General features: G+C 62.3%; 20 protein-coding genes and 1 pseudogene. 8 read left to right on the forward strand and 13 right to left on the reverse strand.

Annotated elements, in window-relative coordinates; translation table 11 throughout:
• The first annotated feature begins 132 nt into the window (after nt 1-132).
• From DM813_RS16105 to DM813_RS16115, 3 genes are all read left to right on the forward strand, one after another.
• Nucleotides 133-1074 carry a DMT family transporter gene (locus tag DM813_RS16105; RefSeq protein ID WP_128324385.1) on the forward strand — a complete coding sequence of 314 codons (942 nt, stop codon included), beginning with the start codon at nt 133-135 and terminating at the stop codon, nt 1072-1074.
• A 46-nt stretch (nt 1075-1120) separates the two neighbouring features.
• Nucleotides 1121-1459: an FKBP-type peptidyl-prolyl cis-trans isomerase gene (locus DM813_RS16110; protein ID WP_128324386.1), complete on the forward strand. Its 339-nt coding sequence runs from the start codon at nt 1121-1123 to the stop codon at nt 1457-1459.
• A gap of 210 nt (nt 1460-1669) precedes the next feature.
• Nucleotides 1670-2332, forward strand: coding sequence for a histidine phosphatase family protein (locus DM813_RS16115; protein ID WP_128324387.1), 663 nt, complete (start codon nt 1670-1672; stop codon nt 2330-2332).
• Nucleotides 2333-2339: 7 nt separating this feature from the next.
• On the opposite strand, the gene DM813_RS16120 is transcribed toward DM813_RS16115, so the two are convergent.
• Nucleotides 2340-3260 carry a LysR family transcriptional regulator gene (locus DM813_RS16120; protein ID WP_128324388.1) on the reverse strand — a complete coding sequence of 307 codons (921 nt, stop codon included), beginning with the start codon at nt 3258-3260 and terminating at the stop codon, nt 2340-2342.
• A gap of 105 nt (nt 3261-3365) precedes the next feature.
• Between DM813_RS16120 and DM813_RS16125 the strand changes: the two genes are divergently transcribed.
• The 3 genes from DM813_RS16125 to DM813_RS16135 are packed head-to-tail and all read left to right on the forward strand — an operon-like array spanning nt 3366 to nt 5899.
• Nucleotides 3366-4607, forward strand: coding sequence for a D-amino acid dehydrogenase (locus DM813_RS16125; RefSeq protein WP_128324389.1), 1242 nt, complete (start codon nt 3366-3368; stop codon nt 4605-4607).
• Between the two features lie 35 nt (nt 4608-4642).
• Nucleotides 4643-4993: a RidA family protein gene (locus DM813_RS16130; RefSeq protein WP_128324390.1), complete on the forward strand. Its 351-nt coding sequence runs from the start codon at nt 4643-4645 to the stop codon at nt 4991-4993.
• A 9-nt stretch (nt 4994-5002) separates the two neighbouring features.
• Entirely contained in the window at nt 5003-5899 is an 897-nt protein-coding gene (locus DM813_RS16135) for a transporter substrate-binding domain-containing protein (RefSeq protein ID WP_128324391.1), read from the forward strand.
• A gap of 6 nt (nt 5900-5905) precedes the next feature.
• On the opposite strand, the gene DM813_RS16140 is transcribed toward DM813_RS16135, so the two are convergent.
• A complete protein-coding gene (locus tag DM813_RS16140) occupies nt 5906-6343 on the reverse strand; it encodes an Lrp/AsnC family transcriptional regulator (protein WP_128324392.1) in 438 nt (145 codons plus the stop codon).
• Between the two features lie 130 nt (nt 6344-6473).
• Here DM813_RS16140 and DM813_RS16145 point away from each other — a divergent pair, with 130 nt between their 5' ends.
• A complete protein-coding gene (locus DM813_RS16145; protein ID WP_128324393.1) occupies nt 6474-7379 on the forward strand; it encodes a DMT family transporter in 906 nt (301 codons plus the stop codon).
• Between the two features lie 61 nt (nt 7380-7440).
• Nucleotides 7441-8361, forward strand: a pseudogene (locus tag DM813_RS16150) (class I SAM-dependent methyltransferase); the annotation flags it as partial.
• A gap of 76 nt (nt 8362-8437) precedes the next feature.
• On the opposite strand, the gene DM813_RS16155 reads toward DM813_RS16150, so the two are convergent.
• The 11 genes from DM813_RS16155 to hyi all read right to left on the reverse strand — a co-directional run bounded on the left by DM813_RS16155 (nt 8438) and on the right by hyi (nt 22410).
• Nucleotides 8438-9916, reverse strand: a complete 1479-nt coding sequence (locus DM813_RS16155) for a PepSY domain-containing protein (protein WP_128324394.1) — start codon at nt 9914-9916, stop codon at nt 8438-8440.
• Between the two features lie 10 nt (nt 9917-9926).
• The gene (locus DM813_RS16160; protein WP_128324395.1) at nt 9927-12095 is read right to left on the reverse strand and encodes a TonB-dependent receptor; all 2169 of its coding nucleotides are present in this window, start codon (nt 12093-12095) and stop codon (nt 9927-9929) included.
• A 100-nt stretch (nt 12096-12195) separates the two neighbouring features.
• Entirely contained in the window at nt 12196-12582 is a 387-nt protein-coding gene (locus tag DM813_RS16165; RefSeq protein WP_128324396.1) for a DUF2946 domain-containing protein, read from the reverse strand.
• A gap of 43 nt (nt 12583-12625) precedes the next feature.
• Entirely contained in the window at nt 12626-14662 is a 2037-nt protein-coding gene (locus DM813_RS16170; protein ID WP_128324397.1) for a mechanosensitive ion channel family protein, read from the reverse strand.
• Nucleotides 14663-14862: 200 nt separating this feature from the next.
• Entirely contained in the window at nt 14863-15864 is a 1002-nt protein-coding gene (locus DM813_RS16175) for a sulfate ABC transporter substrate-binding protein (protein WP_128324398.1), read from the reverse strand.
• 93 nt (nt 15865-15957) lie between these two features.
• The gene (locus tag DM813_RS16180; protein WP_128324399.1) at nt 15958-16782 is read right to left on the reverse strand and encodes an ion transporter; all 825 of its coding nucleotides are present in this window, start codon (nt 16780-16782) and stop codon (nt 15958-15960) included.
• 44 nt (nt 16783-16826) lie between these two features.
• Nucleotides 16827-17714 carry an urea transporter gene (locus DM813_RS16185; protein ID WP_128324400.1) on the reverse strand — a complete coding sequence of 296 codons (888 nt, stop codon included), beginning with the start codon at nt 17712-17714 and terminating at the stop codon, nt 16827-16829.
• A gap of 144 nt (nt 17715-17858) precedes the next feature.
• Nucleotides 17859-19274 (reverse strand): pyruvate kinase, encoded by a 1416-nt coding sequence (pyk, locus tag DM813_RS16190; protein WP_128324401.1) that lies wholly within the window; start codon nt 19272-19274, stop codon nt 17859-17861.
• On the reverse strand, nt 19271-20545 hold the full coding sequence (locus DM813_RS16195) for a glycerate kinase type-2 family protein (protein WP_128324402.1): 1275 nt from the start codon (nt 20543-20545) through the stop codon (nt 19271-19273). Before DM813_RS16195 ends, pyk begins: the two co-directional genes overlap by 4 nt.
• A gap of 159 nt (nt 20546-20704) precedes the next feature.
• A complete protein-coding gene (locus tag DM813_RS16200) occupies nt 20705-21598 on the reverse strand; it encodes a 2-hydroxy-3-oxopropionate reductase (RefSeq protein ID WP_128324403.1) in 894 nt (297 codons plus the stop codon).
• Nucleotides 21599-21627: 29 nt separating this feature from the next.
• Nucleotides 21628-22410, reverse strand: coding sequence for a hydroxypyruvate isomerase (hyi, locus tag DM813_RS16205; RefSeq protein ID WP_128324404.1), 783 nt, complete (start codon nt 22408-22410; stop codon nt 21628-21630).
• Nucleotides 22411-22432 lie beyond the last annotated feature (22 nt).

A 22432-nucleotide genomic window follows, 5' to 3' on the forward strand; every position in this document is an offset into this window, starting at 1 on the left:
TGGCTGCATCATAGGAGTGAAGTCGCAGGTGATAAAGGTATTCCGCTGGGGAATGCCTGCATGCCGAATGATCTTTTGTTCGCAGGCCTGCCAGAAGGTAGCCTGCGCACTTCTTTGAGCAGGAGCAGGCAAGTGAAACAGGGTGTGGCCTACGCCGGGATAGCCGGTGCGATGTGGGGGCTGGTACTGATGGTGCCGCAGTTGCTGCCGGAGTTCAGCCCGGTGCTGCTTGCCTGTGCGCGATTCGTGTTGTTCGGTGTCGTGACCCTGATCCTGGCGGTGCCGATGCGCAAGGTGCTGGGGCGTTTGACGATGGCAGACCTGTGGATGCTGGGACGTCTGGCGCTGGTCGGCAACCTGCTGTACTTCATCTTCCTGGTGGCAGCCATCCAGCGCCTGGGCGTGGCACCCGCCTCATTGATCGTCGGTGTCTTGCCGCTTACCATCACCCTCTATGGTCGCCATGACAGTGGCGGCGTGGCCCTCAAGCAGTTGTTCGCGCCGCTGCTGCTGATTCTTGCCGGCATGCTGTGTATCAACGTGCAGACCTTTGCCGTCGAAGCGGGCACGGCCGGCGATAAGCTTGCAGGTGTGCTCTACGCGTTGGCAGCATTGGCCTGCTGGACCTGGTACGCAGTGAACAACAGCCGCTACCTCAAGCTGTGCGGGCATTTCGACAGTCACCAGTGGTCGGTGCTGGTTGGCGTGATGACGGGAGTGTTCAGCCTGGTGCTCGTCGCTGCACTCGTACTGTGGCAGCCGGCACAGCTGCAGGTGGAGGCGGCGCCTGAGCGATGGCGATTGTTCTGGCTGTACAGCCTGGGCTGCGCGATTTTCGGCTCCTGGCTGGCAGCGCTGTTGTGGAACGCTGCTTCCAAACGCATGCCGTTGACCCTTAGCGGTCAACTGATCGTCTTTGAAACGCTGTTTGCCTTGCTCTACGCCTTTATCTGGCGCCAGAGCGGGCCGAGTGTGCTGGAGGCGGCGGCGATCATTCTGGTGATTGGCGGGGTGTGCTGGTCGATGCGCCAGCACGGCACCCCGGCAACGCTTGCCAAACCTGTGCATTCCTGAGAAAAGGCTGCCACGACACACTTTTCACGCGTTAACGAGGTCAAGCATGAGCAGCGAACTGCAAATCACCGACATCCAGCTGGGTGAGGGCAAAGAGGCGGTCAGGGGCGCGCTGATTACCACTCAGTACACCGGCTGGCTGGAGGACGGCACTAAATTCGACTCCTCTTACGATCGCGGCAAGCCATTTCAATGTGTGATCGGCACCGGCCGGGTGATCAAGGGCTGGGACCAGGGCCTGATGGGCATGAAGGTGGGCGGCAAGCGCAAGCTGGTGGTGCCCTCGCACCTGGCCTATGGCGAACGCAGCATGGGCGCAATCACGCCGCATTCGAACCTGACGTTCGAGATCGAACTGCTGGAAGTGCTGACACGCGACGAATGACCGATAGTTGAATTAATTCAGCAACATTTGTTTGTTACATTCACCTTTGCTCAGGGTTGAGCACTCAGGGATCGAACCAAACGGGCTTGACGCACTCTCAGTTAACCCCGCTCCACGGATGGAACGACAGACAGGGATCACCCGCGGCCTCGGCCGCGGCGTGTCACAGGCGGGTCAGCCGTATCCCTTTTTGCCGAATGAGCCCGCTTCATGACGTTGTCTACCCTGTTCAAACGCCACCGCCATGCCCTTTGTTCGCTGGTACTGCTCGGTGGTGTCACCCTGCTAGCCCTCGAGGCTGTCGAAAGCCGCGCAGCCCCAGTAGACGGTGTGCAGACGTTAGTGTTTCTGCGTCATGCCGAAAAGCCGGGAGAAGGGTTGGGGCAACTCAATTGCCAGGGCCTGAATCGCGCCCTGGACCTGGCCACTGTGCTGCCGGAAAAATTCGGCAAGGCCGACTATGTGTTTGCCGCCAACCCATCGCGTCACGTCGAGGAAGGCAGCAAGGACGACGCCTACAGCTACATTCGCCCGTTGATGACCATCAGCCCGAGTGCCATCAAGCTGGGCTTGCCGGTGAACATCGACTTCGGTGCGAACGACACCGCTGCCCTTGCAGACGAACTCCTGCAGAACAAATACCGCAACGCTACCGTCTACACCGCCTGGTCCCACGGCTACCTGCCCGAGCTGATCAACACGGTGGCCGGCAAGGCGCTGGGTGAGAAACAGGTGATCACCGAGGACTGGGACGGCGGCGATTTCGACTCGCTGTATGTCCTGACCCTGACCTGGCACGACGGCAAGGCCAGCCTGCTCAGCCGTAACTACAAGCAGGGCCTGAACAACGGTGAGCAGAGCTGCCCGAGCTGATTGCCATTCAGGCGCTGTGAGCGGGCAGAGTGGGCACTTGGGCAATCTGTTCCCGCGCATGCTTGCCAAACAGCTGCAACAGGTCGTCCAGCGTGTGCGGATGACTCTCGTTGGCCCGGGTCAGGGCATACAAGGTAATCGGCAACGGTGGGTCAAGGGGACGCACCAGCGTGTGCTGCGAACCCAGGGCGGTGAAGGGGTCGATCAGCGCCAGCCCGGCGCCGGATTCGACCATGGCTCGCGCGAGCGAATAAGTCTGCACACGAATGGCGATACTCGGCGCTGGCTCCAGGTTTTTCAGGTAACTCCCCACCTGCGCGGCCAGCGGATCGCTGCTGCTCAAACCAATCAGCGGCGCGCCGGCCAGGGCATCGACGCCCAGCGGTAGGCCTTGACTGCTTTCGCTCCAGTAGCCCTTTGGCGCCATCGCCACCAGCACGCCATGGGCCAAGGCCTGCACACTCAAGCCAGGGTGGTCGGGGTGGCGCAAGGTCAGCGCAACGTCGATTTCACGCATCAGCAACTGTTGCACCAGCTCACGGCTGTGCAAGCTTGAAAGTTCGCATTCGGACTGCGGGTGACGTTCGGACCACTGGCTGATGACCGGCGGCAGCAGCGACAGCGCCAAGGCCGGTGTGGCACCGATACGCAACTGCAGGCCGGGCTGGCGCCGCAAACTGGCAGCCAGGCGGCGCACGCCTTCGACGCTGTCGGAGACCTTGTCGACCTCACGCTCCAGGGCCAGGGCCTCGGGGGTTATCTGCAACTTGCCACGCACCCGCAGGAACAGCGGAAAGCCCAGCTGGGCTTCAGCGTGCTGAAGGATCTTCGAGACCGCCGGCTGAGTGACGTGCAGCAGCTGTGCAGCACCGCTGATCGAGCCGGTCTGGCGGATCGCCTGGAACACTTCGATGTGACGTAAACGCATGGTCTGGCCCATAACCTTTGTTTATGGATGCCTCATTCTTATTCATTATCCAGCCGCTGTCACCGGCCCTAGTCTGAAGGTCTTCGGACTTTTCGGTGGTTGCACATGGCTCAGCGGGTGGTGGTGATCGGTGGTGGCGTGATTGGTCTGGCAACAGCTTATGCCCTGGTGCGAGAAGGCTTTGCAGTCGACCTGATCGAGGCGCGGGACAGCCTTGCCGGCGGTACCAGCTTTGCCAACGGCGGGCAGCTTTCGTATCGCTATGTGTCGCCGTTGGCCGATGCCGGGGTACCGCTGCAGGCATTGGGCTGGCTGCTGCGCAGCGATTCGCCGCTCAAGCTGCGACCACGCCTGGACCTGGCGCAATGGCGCTGGCTGGGAGCCTTCATGGCGGCGTGCCGAAGCTCGGTCAATCGCACCAATGCGGCGCACCTGCTGCGTCTGGCGTTGCACAGTCAGGCCACCCTGGCGCAATGGCGCAACGATGACGCGCTGGAGGATTTCGCCTGGCGGCGCAACGGCAAGCTGGTGACCTTTCGCAACGCGGCCAGTTTCGCCCACGCCCGTGCTCATCTGCTTGATCCCAAGGACCAACAGGTGCTGGACGCCAGCGCGATTGCGGCACTCGAGCCGAGCTTGGCCGAAGCGCCTTTTATCGGCGGCGTGTTCACCGCGGATGAAGAGGTTGCGGACTGCCAGCGCTTTTGCCTGGCCCTGGCGCAGCGCTTGCAGGCTTCCGGGCAATGCCGGTTCTTGCTGGGGCAGACGGTCACGAAGATCCAGCATGCCGACGGTATGGTGCAGGCCGTGGAACTGAACGATCAACGCCTGCCGGTGGAGCGCCTGGTGCTGTGCGCCGGGCACCGCAGCGCCAGCCTGGGCTTGCCGGGCTTGCACCTGCCGATCTATCCGCTCAAGGGCTATAGCCTGACCGCGCCAATCACGGCCGGACACCAGGCACCCGATGTGAGCATCACCGATTACGACCGCAAGATCGTCTATGCCCGGCTCGACGATCAGCTGCGGGTGGCGGCGATGGTCGACATCGTCGGCTATGACGAATCGCTCGACCCTGCACGGCTGGCGAGCATGCGTCAGCTGGCGGCAAGCACATTACCCAACGCGGCCGATTACACCCATGCCCGGGAGTGGGCGGGTATGCGCCCGGCGACTCCCAGTGGCGTGCCGCTGTTGGGGACAACCCGTTATCGCAACCTGTGGCTCAACCTCGGCCATGGTGCGCTGGGCTTTACCCTGGCCAGTGCCAGCGGCCAGCTTCTTGCCGAACTGATTGCCGGGCGTGCGCCTTCGATCGACCTGCACGGGCTGACCCCTCGGGCGGCCTGACCTGCATACGTACAACAACCACCAGGAGTGTCCCGATGTCGATAACCCGTTTGCACAGCAACGAACGCTTGAGCGCCGCCGCCCTGTATGGGCAATTGGTGTTCCTCTCCGGTCAGGTGCCCACGTGTACTACCGGGATCGCCGAACAGACCCAGGAAGTACTGGAGAAGATCGATCAGCTGTTGGCCGAGGCGGGGAGCGAAAAAAACCAGATACTCAGCGCGACGATTTACCTCAAGGACATTGCCAGTGATTTCGACGCGATGAACACCGTCTGGGCGGCATGGCTGGCGCCGGGTTGTGCACCGACCCGTACCGCGTTGCAGGCTGAACTGGCGCGCCCCGGCGTGCGTGTGGAAATCACTGTCATTGCCGTGCGCGGCTAGGAGGTCGTCATGTTCAAACCTGCTCTGTTTGCCCTGTCACTGGTGTGTGCGCATTCGGCGCTGGCCGACACGGTGCCGCTCAGCGGCACCCTGAAGAAAATCGCTGACTCGGGCAGCATTACCCTGGGCTATCGCGATTCATCCATTCCCTTTTCTTATATCGGTGACCACAGCGGCAAACCCATGGGCTACGCGGTGGATCTGGCCGGTGAAATCGTCAAGCACTTGCAGAACAAGCTGGCGATACCGGCGTTGAAGGTGCGCTACAACCTGGTCACTTCGCAGACCCGAATTCCACTGGTGCAGAACGGCACTGTGGATCTGGAGTGCGGTACAACGGGCGTTACCGCCGAGCGTGCGAGGCAGGTGGACTTCTCTTACGGATTCATTTTCGTCAAGGGCCAGCTGTTGACCAAAAAAGACAGCGGCATCCAGGGGCTCGATGACCTGAAGGGCAAGAATGTGGTCAGCACCGCGGGAACCACCAATGAAAAGTACCTGAAGAACTACAACCTCGAGCACAACCTCGGCGCCTTTGTGATCAGTGCCAAAGACCACGGTGAAGCGTTCATGATGCTTCAGTCCGGCCGCGCTGCGGCGTTCTACATGGATGATGCGCTGCTCTACGGCGAGCGGGCCAAGGCACGGGATCCGCACGACTGGGTGGTGGTCGGCGAGGCGCAGTCGAAGGAAATTTACAGCTGCATGATGCGTAAGGGCGATGAACAGTTGCTGGTGGCGGTCAACGAGGCGCTGGCGGATGTTTATCGCAGTGGCAAAATCGAGGGCATCTACCAGCGCTGGTTCGAACAGCCAATTCCACCCAAGGGCCTGAACCTGGAATTTCCAATGACCAGCGAACTGAAGGGCCTGATTGCCCGGCCATCGAGCGAACCGGTGCAGTAAGTGCGCTCAGGCCATCGGCGGCAAGCGTCGCTTCACCGGGGTCTTTTTCACGATGGCGGTGTTGGTCTCGGCATGGCTGTTGAGCTTGTCCAGCAGCGTATCGAGCTGTTCCATCGAACGCACATGCAAGCGGGCGATGAAGCAGTCGTCGCCGGTCACCTTGTCACACTCGGTGAACTCGGGGATGGCCATGATCTGGCGCTCTACTTCCTGTAACTGGCCGGGCAAAGGGCGCACGCGGACGATGGCCTGCAGCTGATAGCCAAAGCAGCGCGGATCAACTTCCACGGTGTAGCCCTTGAGCACGCCGCGTTCTTCGAGGCGCCGCAAGCGTTCGCTGACACTGGGGGCCGACAGCCCGCTGAGTTGGGCAAGGGCCTTGAGCGAGCGGCGCGAGTCGTCCATCAGGGCCTTTATCAGCAATTGGTCGATATCGTCGGTCATCGCAGCCTCATTAGGCAATTGATGAAATCTGCCTTGATAGTAAAGGTGAAGTGGCAGTTTAGCCTGCTTTATCCACTGGAGCGGCAACCACCAGGCTCGCATAATTTAGCCATCGTTCAGGAGGTGAGTGATGGACAATTCAATACGCCGTGGGTCGCTGGAGATGGTCGCCGCGATGTTGATATCGGGGACCATTGGCTGGTTCGTACTGGTGTCCGGGCAACCGGTGCTGGATGTGGTGTTCTGGCGCTGCGTGTTCGGTGCCACGACCTTGCTGCTGATCTGCCTGGCCATGGGCTTTCTCAAACCCGGCATCCTGACGCTGGCCACGTTCGCCCTCGCGGTGCTCAGCGGCGTGGCCATCGTCGGTAACTGGGTGCTGTTGTTTGCCTCCTACTCGCGCGCCTCGATTGCCATTGGTACAGCGGTGTACAACGTCCAGCCATTCATGCTGGTGGGGCTGGCCGCGGTGTTCCTCGGTGAAAAAATCACCGTGTCGAAGCTGTTCTGGCTGGCACTGGCGTTCCTCGGCATGCTGGCGATTGTCAGTGCCCATGGCAGCGTGGGCGGCAGTGGCAGCGATTACCTGCTGGGCATCGGTCTGGCTCTGGGCGCGGCGTTTCTCTATGCCGTGGCGGCGTTGATCATCAAGCGCCTGAGTGGCACGCCGCCGCACCTGATCGCGCTGATCCAGGTGTGCACCGGAATTTTGTTGCTGGCGCCCTGGGCCAACACCTCGGGCCTGCCCGGCGAGGCGGGTGCGTTGGCCTCGCTGGTGACGCTGGGAATCGTTCACACCGGGGTGATGTATGTACTGCTGTACGGCGCGATCCAGAAACTGCCGACGGCGTTGACCGGAGCCCTGTCGTTCATTTACCCGATCGCGGCGATCTTCGTTGACTGGTTTGCCTTTGGCCATCGCCTGGCGCCCCTGCAATGGCTGGGCGTGGCCGCGATCCTGCTGGCCGCAGCGGGCATGCAGCAAGGCTGGTGGTTCAAGCCTGCGGCCAAGGCCGTAGCGGCCAAGCCGGAGTGAGCGCGGCGCGATGCCGGCGGGCAGGGTAGAATAGGCCGCTTTACACGCGTTGAAATTGCCCATGACCTCTGTGATCGACACCCTCCAGCACCACTTGCTTGCGGCCCTTGACCCGGCGCCGGCAGAAACCCGCCGCTTGTTTCATGGGCGTGGGCGCTGCTGGCCAGGGCTTGAGCAAATCACCGTGGACTGGTTGCAAGGTGTGCTGCTGGTGTCGCTGTTTCGCGAGCCACCGAGTGGCCAACTGGTCGCGCTTGAACAGATGTTGCTGAGTCTGGCGCAGGCGCCGTGCTGGAGTGGGCAGGCGATGTTGATCCAGCACCGTTACCTGCCCGAGAGCCCGGGGCAGTGGCTGCTGGGTGAGCCGAGCGAGCACTGGCTGATCGATGAAGACGGGCTGCGCTATCAGCTCGATCTGGGTTTGAAGCAGAACACCGGGCTGTTTCTTGATATGCGTTACGGTCGGCGCTGGGTGCGTGAGCAGGCCGCCGGCAAGCGCATACTCAATCTGTTCGCTTACACCTGCGGGTTTTCCGTGGCGGCGATTGCTGGTGGTGCCGAGCAGGTGGTCAATCTGGACATGGCCCGTTCGGCGCTGAGTCGCGGGCGGGACAATCATCGGCTCAACGGCCATGACCTGGGGCGAGTGAGCTTTCTCGGGCATGAATTGTTCAAGTCGTGGGGCAAGGTGCGCAAGTCGGGGCCTTACGACCTGATCATCATTGATCCGCCGACGTTTCAGAAAGGCAGCTTTGTGTTGACGCAGGACTACCGCAAGATTTTGCGCCGATTGCCGGAGTTGTTGACTGAGGGTGGGACGGTGCTGGCGTGTGTCAATGATCCGGCCATCGGGCCTGATTTTTTAATCGAGGGTATGGCCGAAGAGGCGCCGGACCTGGTGTTTGTCGAGCGTTTGGCCAACCCACCGGAATTTCCCGATAACGATCCAGCGGGTGGACTTAAAGCACTGGTGTTCCGCTCGGGCCCTTCGCGGATAAATCCGCTCCTACAGGTACGGCGCAGATCTCAATCATCGCACTTCCCCTGTGGGAGCGGGTTTACCCGCGAAGTTTACCGCGCGACAGTCGCCGCCATCCCAACACCGCACCACTGACGCTGAGTATCAGCCCGCCAACGCTGAATGCGATCATCCAGATATCCCAGGCCGGCCGCCGCTGTAGCAGCGGTAACCAGTCCCAGCTATGCAGCAATGCAAACAGCCATCGCGACACCCGTTTCGGCTGATCCACAACCCCTGACACTTCACCTGTATACAGATCCAGATGCAGCCAGGTTTGCTGAGGGTCATCAAAACGCACCCGCAACGCCGGCAGGCGTTTTTCCAGGTGCCCGAGCATGCTTTGCTCGGCCCGTTCGTAATAGTAAAAGTCGTAGCCATCGAGTTGCTCACTGCGCATCTGCCCTTGCGGCAGAACCGCCTGCGCAGCGCGTTCCAGCACGGCCCTCGGCAAGCGCCTGAGCACCTGCCCGTCGGCCATCGACAGCACCCGCGTACGGCCGCCGCCGTCGTAGCCGATCACATACCCCGCGCTACCGATCAGCCGCCATTCCAGCTGCCGCGCAACCAGACCGTCATCGGCAAAGCGTGAAAGTGCGTGTGCGGTGGACACCGGAAAGGCCTTGGCCGTCAGCGGCCCACCCTGGTACGCAGCGGTATCCAATGGCGCTGAGCTGCTGAAAATCCGCCAGGGGTTCATCGACATCAAGCCACTGAAGATCCAGGTGATCGCCAGCACCCCGAACAGCAAGCCACCGACATGGTGCCAACGGGCAAAGCCCCGATAAGGCGAACGAGAGCCACTGCGGTAAGGGCGGTTGAAGCGCCAGCGCAGCACACCGATCACTGCCCCGAGTACGGCCATGATTGTGGCCGTCAGCGACAGGTAGATCACCAGGTTGCTCCACAGCCCATCCATGCCGATGCCGCGCAGTGGATACAGCCAGTGCAGCCAGGCGCCGACGAAATTCCAGCCACGCTCCAGGGCGCTGGCGTCGCGCACCACCTCGCCGGTTTGCCCCGAAAGGTACAACAGCGTGCCGTCGGCGTCGGCAAGTAGTACCCGTTGCAAGGGCCTGTCGGCATTGAGGGCGCGGGAATGGCTCCACAGGTCTTCCTGCACCGCGCCCTGATAGCGGGCTGCTGCCAACGGGGCGTACTGGCGCGCAGCAGCCAGGGCCTGTTCGCGCCCGGTCAACGGCACGCGCAGACCGGTGCGCGCATCAACCGCTACGTTGCTGCGCCCCGGGTAGCTGAACAGGTAGCGCGGCTCTCCTGCTACCGTACTCAGGCGGATGCTGGCCGGTGCCCGTTGCGGATCGGCAGCGTCCAGAGCAGCGGCGAGGTCGACGCAGCAGTCCTGCAGGTTCAGCACAGGCAAGTGCGCGAAATGCTCGCGGGGTGTCAGCTTGGGGTAGCCGACATACAGCATGACCACGCCCGAGAAGAACCACAGGGCCATGAACAGGCACAGGCCGATACCCAACCAGCGGTGCCACAAGTACAGGTAGCGTTTCATCAGTGGCGTCCTAGAAGCGCGTCTGCACGGCCAGCTCGACAGTGCGCGGTGCACCGAGGTACAGCATGCTGGATGAAGTCCACTGGGCATACACCTCGTCGGTCAGGTTACGTACCCGGGCGGTGATGCGTGTGTCGGCATCGACCTTGTAGGCAGCAAACGCACCAAAGATCGTGTAGGACGGTGCATGGCGGGTGTTGGCCGCATCGGCATACACCGAGGACACGTAGCGGCTGTCGGCGCCGACTTGCCAGGTGGGGTCGATGTCGTAGGTCAGCCACAGGTTGGCCACCCGCTCGGGGATGTTGGTCGGGGTGTTGCCCTTGCGCGATACGCTGGTGCCGCCGACGTTCTCATTGAATTCGTCGTACTGGGCATCGACGTAGGCAAGGTTACCTTCGGCCAGCAGCTTCGGCGTGACGTGCAACGAGGCCGCCAGCTCGACACCGCGCGAGGATTGCTTGCCCACCGGCTGGGTGGTGCCAGGGTTGGCCGGGTCGGCGGTAGCCAGGTTCTTGCGTTCGATGTGGTAGGCGGCAACGGTGGCGGCGCCACGGCCATCAAGGAAGCTGAACTTGCTGCCGACTTCCACTTGCTTGCCGGTGCTCAGGTCGAAATCACGCACCTGGGCAAAACTGGCGGTGGTGAGGATGCCGGCGGGTGGGTCGGCAGCCGTGCTGTACTGGACGTAGACGTTGGCTGTGGGGGTCAGTTCGTAGACCAGGCCGACACGCCCGGTAGTGGGTTCGTAGATGCGCTTGAAGTCGCGTGGATTGTTGGCATCGACCGTACGGTAGTTATGCACCTGAAGGTCGATGTGGTCATAGCGCAAGCCGGTCAGCAGCGACAGACGATCGGTCAGTTGCAAGCGGTTTTCGAGGAAGGCCGCCCAGGTGTCGACGGTGTTCTGACGGTTTTTCTGATAGCCCGGCACCATGCCCTTGAGGTCGTAGAAATGACCCGGGTCGAAGTGCGCCGGATCAACACTGTCGAACACCCCGGTGATGGAGCGTGGATAGTTCATCTGCACGTTATGGCTGTAGTCGATGCCGCTCGACCACTGGCTGTTCAGGCCCAGCAACCGGCCTTGATGCAGCAGCTCGAAGCGGTTGCCGTTGAGCTCCTGGTCGTGCCGCTGCAACAGCGCGTTGGAACGTCTTACCTGGCTGTTGTCAGCGTTGTAGGCATAGGTCTCGAGGTTCCGGAAGTTGCGCTCGGTGTTGTAGTGATACAGGGTGTTGCGCACGGAGGTGGCATCGTTGAAGCGGTACTCGGTGATCGAGCGCAGCCAGCGCACGCGCTGTTCGTAGCGACCGTCCTCGACGTTGTAGTTCTCGAAGCGCCGGCTCTCGTCGACCTTCATCTCCCCGCCGAGCGGGTTGAGCACCGGTGTACCCCAGTAGGGGCTGTCGACCGTTTCGTTCTGGTATTCCAGGGCCAGGGTATGCGAGAGCTGGTCGTTGATGTCGGTCAGCAGCGAGAACGCCACGCTCCAGGCATCGCGCTCTTCGCGGTCGACGTAGCCGTTGCTGTGGGTATGGCTGAAGTCCAGGCGTGCGTAGTTGCGAATGCCGTCGCCTTCGTTCAGCGCGTGATTGAAACCGAAGGAGGTTTCGCTGCTGTCGTAGGAGCCATAGCTGATGCGTCCTTCGTTGAAGTCTTCGTCACGGCTGGCCAGCTTGGTGATGTAGTTGACCGAACCGCCCACCGCACCTGCGCCGAACAGGAAGCTCGACGGACCGCCAATGGCTTCGACGCGGTCATAGATCCAGCTGTCTACCGGTCGTGCGGCAACGGCGTCGTACTGGACGCTGATGCCGTTGAACAACTGGGTGATCTGCGCCCCGGAAAAGCCCCGGTAGGCCACCGAGCCGGCCGAGCCGGGCGGTGAGGCCGCGGTCATGCCGGGTACGCCGGCAAGTGCGTCCTGGGTGGTCCTGGCGCCGCGTTGTTCGATTTGCTGACGGTTGACGATATTCACCGATGCCGGTGTTTCCCGTGGGGTCAGGCCCAGGCGTGAACCGGTTTGTGATGGCGTGTCGAGCAGTACGCCGTCGTCGGATTCTGCGCGACCTTCAATGCGCAGGTCAGGCAAGGTCAGTGGCGCCTCGGCCGAGGCATTGAACGATAGCGCGCAGAGCAGGGCCGCGCAGCCGGAGAAGCGATAGGAGTAGGGCATGAAGCACTCTCTGGAAATTGAGCCAGCGGCCCGCTGCACCTGTCAGGCAGGCGCAGCACAAGAGGGCCGGTACAGGCAGCCCGGTGAGCTGCCAGAGGGTTCAAGCCAGAAGCGGGGAGGCGCGGGGGTTGGCGGCAGGCCAGCAGTAGCGCGGCGGTGCCTTGCTGCGCAATTCGCGGTGGTAGCGACGCACGCGGCTGGCGGCCAGCAGCCAGCCGATAACCAGGGTCAGGGCCAGGCAGACCACGGCAGCGGCGCAGACCGGGCAGGTTTGCAGGCTGTCCCAGCCAGCGACGGTCTGTTCGCCAAAATCACTTTTGAGCGTCGGCCCGGCGCTGCCCATGGCCGAGCAGAAGGCGCCACCGATGCCGTTGAGTTTCAGGCCCATCATCTGCCCATGGCCGATACCGCAGGCGAACAGATTGAACAGGACACAGAAGTACAGGGTCCAGGCAATCAGCGGGCGGTTGGCTAGGGATGGCGTCATGGGCGCGACTTTATCATCGTTGTCCAGGGGCTAGAAAGCCGAATCAGGCCTTGCCGTCACCCAGGCGTGCAGGTGGAGGGTTGTACTGGGCAAAGCTCACATCGTCGGTCTCGTCTACGCGCTTTTTCAGGCGTTCATTGAAGGCGCGATTGACCGCGTACTGGCCGCCCGAAGTGGTGCGGAACTGCGCGGTGAGAGTGATGCCGTTGAGGTTCATGCTGTCGACCCCGAACACCTGCAGCGGGCCTTGCAGGCTGTGGCGCAGCAGGGGGTCTTCGCTGATCGAATGGCCGACTTCGCGAATCAGTTCCAGGGCACTGTCGACGTTGGTCTGATAGCTGAACTGCACTGAGAAGAAGGCATAGGCGAACTGCCTGGACTGGTTGGTGACCGCCTTGATCTGGCCGAACGGCACCGAGTGCACAAAGCCTTTGCTGTCGCGCAGGCGCAGGGTTCGAATGGTCAGGCTTTCCACGGTACCGGCGTGGTTGGTGTCGAGTACCACCCAGTCGCCAATGGAGATGGTGTCTTCGATGATGATGAACAGGCCGGTGATCACATCCTGAACCAGTTGTTGCGAGCCAAAACCGATCGCCAGGCCGATCACCCCGGCACCGGCCAGGAACGGTGCGACGTTGATGCCCAGGTTGGCCATGGTGGTGATGGTGCAGATCACCACCAGCATGATTTTGATCGCATTGCGCAGCAACGGCAGGATAGTTCGCACCCGCGTGCTGGGCTGGCGGCTGTTGCGACGCCCTACGGTGGGCTTCATCGCTTCCTGGATAGCCGTGTCGATCACCACCCAGAGCAGCCAGGTGACCAGCAGGATCAGGCCGATGCTGCTCAGCGAGTCGCTGATGGCGCGGCCCAGGCTGTTGCGCATGGCGAAGTCGAGCACCGAGAAACCCCAGATACGCCCCAGCAATACGATAAACGCCACGGCGATGGAAATGCGCAGCAGGGCGCGGGCCAGGTTGCGCACCAGCTCCTTGTAGGGGCGCAGGCGCTGCCTGGCATCAACTTCTTCCTGATGTTTGAACATGTGCTGGAACACGGTGCTGAGAAACACCGTGCCGATTAGCAGGATCGAGGTCAGCAAGGCTTTTTGCAGGGCGCGCTGGCTCTCTTCGCCGGCGCCGATCAAGTGGATGGCCGAGACCAGGATCATCATCAGGATCGGCAGGAACCACAGTGCTGAGAAAATTCGCAGGGTTTCCTGCACGGCACGGTGCTGCAGGCGATCGGGCAAGGCCCGGTTGCGGATCAGGTGCGCAACCGGGCGGCGCAGCTTGAGTACCAGTACGGCAAACGCCAGGGTCGCCAGCAGGCCGGTGACGGCGGCGACGCTGCTGGTGATGTTGCCGCCCAGGTAGCGGGCGATCTGCGGGCTGGTCAGGGCATCGCTCCAGGCGGCAAGAAAGCCGATCAGGAACAACGGTCGCGGCGCTACCCGGCGAATGATGCGCACGGCGGTGCGTTTGTGCCCAGCGTCGAACAGGGTGATCAGGCAGAGGATGATCGAGGTCGAGAAAATGCCGGCGCTGGTGGCATAGGCCAGGCTCATGCCCAGCGCACGACCGGCAGAGAGCGCGAGGAAATGACTGATGTAGAGGGTGATGATCAGGCTGGCCACGGCCGGCAGGGTGAACACCAGCAGGTATTTGATCACATGGCTGGCGCGCGGTCGTTCGCGCAATACACGTGACTGGCTGGACTTGCGTGTCAGCAGGCGGCCACCGTGGGTGAGCAGGGCATAGGCGAGTAACCAGGTGATCGTCAGCAGGGCGAAGTCGGTCCACAGCTCCAGAGAGGTGAAGCCTGCGGGCTGGCTGACCAGTTGATCGACTTCATCGGCAGCGCGATCGGCGCGCAGGCGCCAGTTGTCGATCAGGTGATTGTCGACCTCCAGCTCCTGGCTGACATCGTCCAGGCCGTCGGCAATCGCGCCGAGCAGGCCGCCCTGAACCACGGGCTCTGCAGGTTCGGCCGGCTTTGCCGTGGGCAGCAATGCTGCGGCGTACGCCAACTGCACGCTGAGCAGGCAACCGAGCAGGGCGGCGATGAGGGATCGGATCACTGGGTACTCCTTGAACCGTGGATGACGGAAAGGGTAGTCAATGAACGCGAGGGGCAGGGGAGGAAGTGAGGTGAATGGGCGGTCCGGTGGCCCGGTAAATCCGCCCCTACAGGCTTTTCGCGGGTAAACCCGCTCCCACAGGTAGGGGCAGGTCTCAACCATTGCACTTCCCTGTGGGAGCGGGTTTACCCGCGAAGTTGTTACTGCCCGGTGTAGATCTGGTCGAACACGCCACCGTCATTGAAGTGGGTTTTCTGCACGGTGCGCCAGTCACCGAAGGTTTTCTCTACCGACAGGAAGTCGACTTTCGGGAAACGGTCGGTGTACTTGGCCAGCACGGCCGGGTCACGTGGGCGCAGGTAGTTGTTGGCGGCGATTTCCTGAGCTTCTGGCGACCACAGGTACTTCAGGTAAGCCTCGGCGGTGGTACGGCTGCCTTTCTTGTCGACGACCTTGTCGACCACGCTCACTGGCGGTTCGGCTTCGGCAGAGACGCTTGGGTAGATGACTTCGAACTGATCACGGCCAAACTCGCGGGCGATCATTTCGGCTTCGTTCTCGAAAGTCACCAGTACATCGCCAATCTGGTTGGTCATGAACGTGGTGGTGGCGGCACGGCCACCGGTATCGAGCACAGGCGCCTGCTTGAACAGCTTGCCGACGAAGTCCTTGGCCTTGTTTTCGTCGCCGCCGTTCTTCAGGACATAGCCCCAGGCGGAGAGGTAGGTGTAGCGGCCGTTACCCGAGGTCTTGGGGTTGGGGACAATGACCTGGACGCCGTCTTTGAGCAGGTCCGGCCAGTCTTTCAGAGCCTTGGGGTTGCCCTTGCGCACGATGAACACGGTAGCCGAAGTGAACGGCGCGCTGTTGTTCGGCAGGCGGGTGACCCAGTTGTCTGGTACCAGCTTGCCGTTGTCGGCCAGGGCGTTGATGTCGGTGGCCATGTTCATGGTGATGACATCGGCAGGCAGGCCGTCGATGACCGAGCGCGCTTGCTTGCTCGAGCCACCAAAGGACATCTGCACGGTGATTTTCTCTTTGTGCTCGGCTTCCCAGTGCTTCTGGAACGCGGCGTTGTAGTCTTTGTAGAAGTCGCGCATCACGTCATAGGAGACGTTCAGCAGCGGCGCCGGAGCGGCCTGGGCGAGGGAGCCGAAGGCCAGGCCTGCGGCCAGAAGCGAGGCACTGAAGAGTTTTTTCACTGCGCTTTCCTTGTTCGAATTAGCGTTAAAGGCATTATGCCAGCGACTATAGCGGTTGGCGCTTAGGCGCTAAAAGATTAAAAAGTACTTTACTTATTCCAATTTCTTGAATAGCGCGTTGCCACAGCGTGAACAGAAGGCTGCGCCATGTTCGTGGTGGTTTTTGTTGCATACCGGGCAGTCGTGCTTGAGCTGTTCACCGCGCATGGCATTGGCCAGTTCGGCGGTGAAGATCCCGGTGGGTACGGCGATGATCGAGTAGCCGGTGATCATCACCATCGAGGAAATCACCTGACCGAGCGGTGTCTTGGGCACGATGTCGCCGAAGCCGACCGTGGTCAGGGTGACGATTGCCCAGTAGATCCCTTTGGGAATGCTGGTAAAGCCGTGTTCGGGGCCTTCGACCACATACATCAGGGTGCCGAACACCGTAACCAGGGTCGAGACACTGACCAGGAACACGATGATCTTCTGCTTGCTGCCGCGCAGGGCCTCGAGCAGGTAATGCGCCTGCTTGAGGTAGGGGCTGAGCTTGAGCACGCGAAAGATCCGCAGCATCCGGATCACCCGGATGATCAGCAGGTACTGGGCATCGCTGTAGTAGATGGCAATGATCCCCGGCACGATCGCCAGCACGTCGACCAGCCCGTAAAAACTGAAGGCATAGCGCAACGGCTTGGGTGAGCAATACAGCCGCGTCAGGTACTCGACCAGAAAGATCGCGGTGAACACCCACTCGATAATCGCCAGCACCCTGGCATAGTTCTGGTGAACCTCGTCGATACTGTCGAGGATCACTGTCACCAGGCTGGCGAGGATGATCAGCAGCAGGGTTTTGTCGAAGCGCCGGCCGGCGACGGTGTCGGTCTGGAAGACGATGACGTAGAGCCGCTCGCGCCAGCTCGAAGGGGTGTCCATATTCAGCTCCATTGCACAATGGAGCTGAGCCTAGGGGCAGCCTCTCAGCTATGCAAGCGACCGGCACGGCGAGCCAGGGGCTGGCGCATCAGGCGCTGGCCGATCAGTACCAGCCAGCAGGCAAGGATGAACGGTGCAGTCAGGCCGGGAACCGGCAGGTGCGCCACTATCGGTTGCAGAATGATCGCCAGGAGCATCGCCAGCAAGGGCAGCCAGGGCTGTTTGCGGGTCTGGCTGAAAGCCAGGGCAGCGAGTGCGGCATTGAAGCCGTAAAGCCCGGCATAAGCAGCATTGGCGTCGCCACCGAGCAGCGCGACACTACCGCCCAGCGCGGCGCCGAGCAACGCCCAGGCGGCGGCATAGCGGTTGGCGATGAGCAAGCCGATGGCGATCAGCAGACCGGCAAGCGGGTTGTCCAGCAGGAAGATCTGACCCAGGCCTCGGGCCAGGGCGTAAAGCGCATTGTGTTCGACCGGGCTGGCGGCGCTGGCGTCCGGGCTGCTTGCCAACAGCACGGCCCAGCCGATCAGCACGAACGGCGCGGTGTAAGCCGGCAGCAGCAGGTTGGAGCTGGCCCGTTTGAGCCACTGGTGCACGAACATGCTGCTCAGGCCACCGGCGGCGATGATCAACGGCGGCAGGATCGCCGACCACGGCAGGGCGTAGCTGAGCAGCAGGCCGATCAGCACGCCGTTGTAGCTGTACAGGCCGGCCTGGCGATCAGTGCGGTTGTAGCCACGGCGTTGCGCGGTAAGCAGCCCGGCCAGTGCGCCGAGCAGGGCGCCGCCTACCAGGTCGGGGGCGGTCAGGGTGATGGCCAGCAGGCAGAACAGGCCGCACAGCGGGTTGCGCTGCAGCAGCACCTGGCTGAAGCCATTGAGTAGCGCCGTAGCCCAGTCGGGGCACGGGTTGACGAAATTTTTGGTGTACATGGGGGCAGTCTGGGTTGATGTGGAGTGGGGGAGCCTCTTTGGGCCGGGTTTTCCCACGTTAATGTCTGTTTGGCGGTCTGGCCCCATCGCCGGCAAGCCGGCTCCCACAAGGCAGGAGCCGGCTTGCCGGCGATGGGGTTCAACTCAGATCAATGTCTCGATCCGCAGCGTGTTAGTCGACCCCGGCTTGCCAAAAGGCACACCGGCGGTGATCAACAGGGTATCGCCACGGCTGGCCATGCCTTGTGCCTGGGCGATTTCCAGCGCGGTGGAGCAGATTTCATCAACCTGACGCAGGCGATCGTTGACCACCGAGTGCACACCCCAGGCCACGCTCAGACGGCGGGCAGTGGACAGGTTGGGGGTCAGGTTGAGAATCGGTGCCCGTGGCCGCTCGCGTGCAGCGCGCAGCGTCGAGGCGCCCGACTCGCTGTAGTTGACCAGCACCGCCACCGGCAGAATACCGCTGATGCGGCGGATCGCGCAGCTGATGGCGTCGGAAACCGTCGCTTCGGCTTTCGGACGGCCGACGTCCAGTTGCACCTGATAATCCGGGCCGTTTTCCACCTGGCGGATGATCTTGCTCATCATCTGCACGGCTTCCAGCGGGTAGTCGCCGGAGGCGGTTTCGGCCGACAGCATCACTGCATCGGCGCCTTCTGCCACCGCATTGGCAACGTCGGTGACTTCAGCGCGGGTCGGCGCCGGGGAAAAACGCATCGATTCCAGCATCTGGGTGGCAACCACCACCGGTTTGCCCAGCTCGCGGCAGGTGTTGATGATGCTCTTCTGGATCTGCGGCACGCTCTCGGCGGGAACCTCCACACCCAGGTCACCACGGGCGACCATGATCGCGTCGCTGAGCTCGGCGATGGCGCGCAGTTGGGTAACGGCCGAGGGTTTCTCGATCTTGGCCATCAGGTAGGCACGGTCACCGATCAGCTGGCGGGCTTCGACGATGTCCTCAGGACGCTGCACGAACGACAGCGCCACCCAGTCCACGCCCAGCTCCAGGCCGAAGGTCAGGTCGCGGCGGTCCTTGGCAGTCAGCGGGCTGAGGTCCAGCACCGCTTGCGGGACGTTGACACCTTTGCGGTCGGACAGCTCACCACCGTTGAGCACTTCGGTCTCGATGGCGTCGCTGTGCTTGGCGGTCACCCGCAGGCGCAGCTTGCCGTCATCGAGCAGCAGGTCCATGCCCGGCTCCAGTGCAGCGATGATTTCCGGATGCGGCAGGTTGACCCGCTCGACGGTGCCCGGGGTGCTGTCCAGATCCAGGCGCAAGGCCTGGCCGCGTTGCAGCTGGACCTTGCCTTCGGCAAAGCGGCCGACGCGCAGCTTGGGGCCCTGCAGGTCCATGAGGATACCCAGCGGGTAATTGAGCTGGCTCTCTACTTCACGGATCCACTGGTAGCGCAGGGCGTGGTCTTCGTGTTCGCCGTGGCTGAAGTTGAGGCGAAAGATGTTCACCCCGGCCTCGACCAGCTGGCGGATGTCGTCGATACCCTTGATGGCAGGCCCCAGGGTGGCGAGGATTTTGACTTTTTTATCAGGCGTCATGGTTTGGCACTCTCGAGAATCAGAATCGCGCGAAAATCGTTGACGTTGGTCCGCGTCGGCTCGGTGACGATCAAGGCATCCAGAGCGGCGAAGTAGCCATAGCCATTGTTGTTGTCCAGTTCGTCGCTGGCCGACAGGCCCAGGGCGGCTGCGCGGGCATAGCTGTCCGGGGTCATCAGGGCGCCGGCGTTGTCTTCGGAGCCGTCGATACCGTCGGTGTCACCGGCCAGGGCGTAGACCCCGGGCAGGCCCTTGAGGCTTTCGGTGAGGCTCAGGAGGAATTCGGCGTTGCGTCCGCCACGGCCGTTGCCGCGCACGGTCACCGTGGTCTCGCCACCGGAAAGGATCACGCAGGGCGGCGACAACGGTTGACCGTGCAATACGATCTGCCGGGCGATACCGGCATGCACCTTGGCCACTTCCCGCGATTCGCCTTCCAGGTCGCCAAGGATCAGCGGGCTGAAACCGGCCTGGCGGGCTTTAACCGCCGCCGCTTCCAGCGACTGCTGGGGCTTGGCGATCAGCTGGAAGTGGCTGCGCGCCAGGGCCGGGTCGCCAGCCTTGACGGTTTCCGAGGCCGGGTTGTTCAACCAGGCCGTAACCGCCGCCGGGGCATCGATGTTGTAGCGCTTGAGAATTGCCAGCGCTTCGGCCGAAGTGCTCGGGTCTGCCACGGTCGGGCCGGAGGCGATGACCGTGGCCAGGTCGCCCGGTACATCGGAAATCGCATAGGTGTAAACGGTGGCTGGCCAGCAGGCCTTGGCCAGGCGGCCGCCCTTGATCGCCGAGAGGTGCTTGCGCACGCAGTTCATCTCGCCGATGGAGGCGCCGGACTTGAGCAGCGCCTTGTTGATCTGTTGCTTGTCGGCCAGGGTCAGGCCCTCGGCAGGCAAGGCCAGCAGTGCAGAGCCACCGCCGGAGAGGAGGAAGATCACCCGGTCGCTTTCGCTGAGGTTGCTGACCATCTCCAGCACGCGTTTGGCCACGGCCAGACCGGCGGCATCGGGAACCGGGTGTGCGGCTTCGACCACTTCGATTTTCGAGCAGCTGGCGCCGTGACCGTAGCGGGTCACCACCAGGCCGGAAACCGGGCCTTGCCAGTTGCGTTCGACGACTTCGGCCATGGCGGCGGCAGCCTTGCCGGCGCCGATGACAATGACGCGACCGCTGCGGTCGCTGGGCAGGTGTGCTTCAAGAACCTGACGCGGGTGCGCGGCATCGATGGCCGTAGCGAACAGGTCGCGCAGAAAGTGTTGCGGATCGAGCGACATGGCAGGCTCCAATCTTATTATTCTTCAGAATCGAAAACGCCCCTGGATCTGCCTCCGTGCAGGCCGACCCAGGGGCGGTGGTGCTCTTTGAGCGGCAAGCCTCAAGAACATGCGGGTCGATGCGCGGCCCGGCGTTTCTTACGGCGTGAAGCTTGCTGCTTACTCGTCGCCGCGGATCGAGAAATTGGCCATGTGCTCAAGGCCTTTGATCAGCGCTGAATGGTCCCAGTTGGCACCACCGATGGCCGCGCAGGTGCTGAACACTTGCTGGGCGTTGGAGGTGTTGGGCAGGTTGATGTTCAGCTCTTTGGCGCCTTGCAGGGCGAGGTTCAGGTCTTTCTGGTGCAGGCTGATGCGGAAGCCTGGATCGAAGGTGCCTTTGATCATGCGCTCGCCGTGCACTTCGAGGATTTTCGAGGAGGCGAAGCCGCCCATCAGTGCTTCACGGACCTTGGCCGGGTCGGCACCGTTCTTGGCAGCAAACAGCAGCGCTTCGGCGACGGCCTGAATGTTCAGGGCGACGATGATCTGGTTGGCGACTTTGGCCGTCTGGCCGTCACCGTTGCCACCGACGCGAGTGATGTTCTTGCCCATGGCCTGGAACAGCGGCAGGGTGCGTTCGAACGCGTTCGGGCAACCACCGACCATGATGCTCAGGGTCGCGGCTTTGGCGCCGACTTCACCGCCGGATACCGGGGCGTCGAGGTAGGCAGCGCCGGTGGCCTTGATTTTCTCGGCGAAGGCTTTGGTGGCGGTAGGGGAGATCGAGCTCATGTCGATCACTACCTTGTTCGGGCCCACGCCCTGGGCGACGCCGTTGTCACCGAACAGGACCGCGTCGACCTGTGGGGTATCCGGCACCATGACGATGATGAATTCAGCTTCCTGGGCCACTTCTTTCGGGTTGGCCAGGGCGACGGCGCCAGCGGCGACCAGGTCGGCCGGGGCGGCATCGTGGTGGGTGGAGAGGAACAGGCTGTGACCGGCTTTTTGCAGGTTCTGCGCCATTGGGCGGCCCATGATGCCGGTGCCGATAAATCCGATTTTAGCCATGAGAGATGCCTCTTGTAATTGTTGTCAGGTCAGATCGCGTTGTGGGTTTTCAACCAGCCCAGGCCAGCTTCGGTGGTGGTCAGCGGCTTGTATTCACAGCCCACCCAGCCCTGGTAGCCAATGCGGTCCAGGTGTTCGAAGAGGAAGCGGTAGTTGATTTCGCCCGTGCCCGGCTCGTTGCGGCCCGGGTTGTCGGCCAACTGGATGTGGTTGATCTTGGCCAGGTTGCTTTCCACGGTACGGGCCAGGTCGCCCTCCATGATCTGCATGTGGTAGATGTCGTACTGCAGGAACAGGTTGCTGCTGCCGACCTCGGCCTGGATTTCCAGGGCCTGCTTGGTGGTGTTCAGGTAGAAACCCGGGATGTCGCGGGTGTTGATCATTTCCATGACCAGCTTGATCCCGGCAGCCTCGAGCTTGTCGGCGGCGTACTTGAGGTTGTCGACGAAGGTCTTGCGCACGGTGGCGCAGTCCGGGCCTTGTGGACGGATACCGGCCAGGCAGTTGACCTGGGTGTTGCCCAGTACCTTGGCGTAGGAAATGGCCAGGTCGACCCCGGCGCGGAACTGCTCGACGCGGGCCGGATCGCAGGCGATGCCGCGATCACCGTTGGCCCAGTCGCCAGCGGGCAGGTTGAACAGCACCTGGGTCAGGCCATGAGCATCGAGTTGCTGCTTGATTTCAGCCGAGCTGAAGTCGTACGGGAACAGGTATTCGACACCGCTGAAGCCGGCATCGGCTGCAGCTTTGAAACGGGCGAGAAAGTCCTGCTCGGTGAACAGCATGGACAGGTTGGCGGCAAAACGTGGCATGGATGTCTCCTTGCAAAGGTGG

The organism is Pseudomonas alkylphenolica (genome assembly GCF_004025535.1).
GTDB lineage: Bacteria > Pseudomonadota > Gammaproteobacteria > Pseudomonadales > Pseudomonadaceae > Aquipseudomonas > Aquipseudomonas alkylphenolica_A.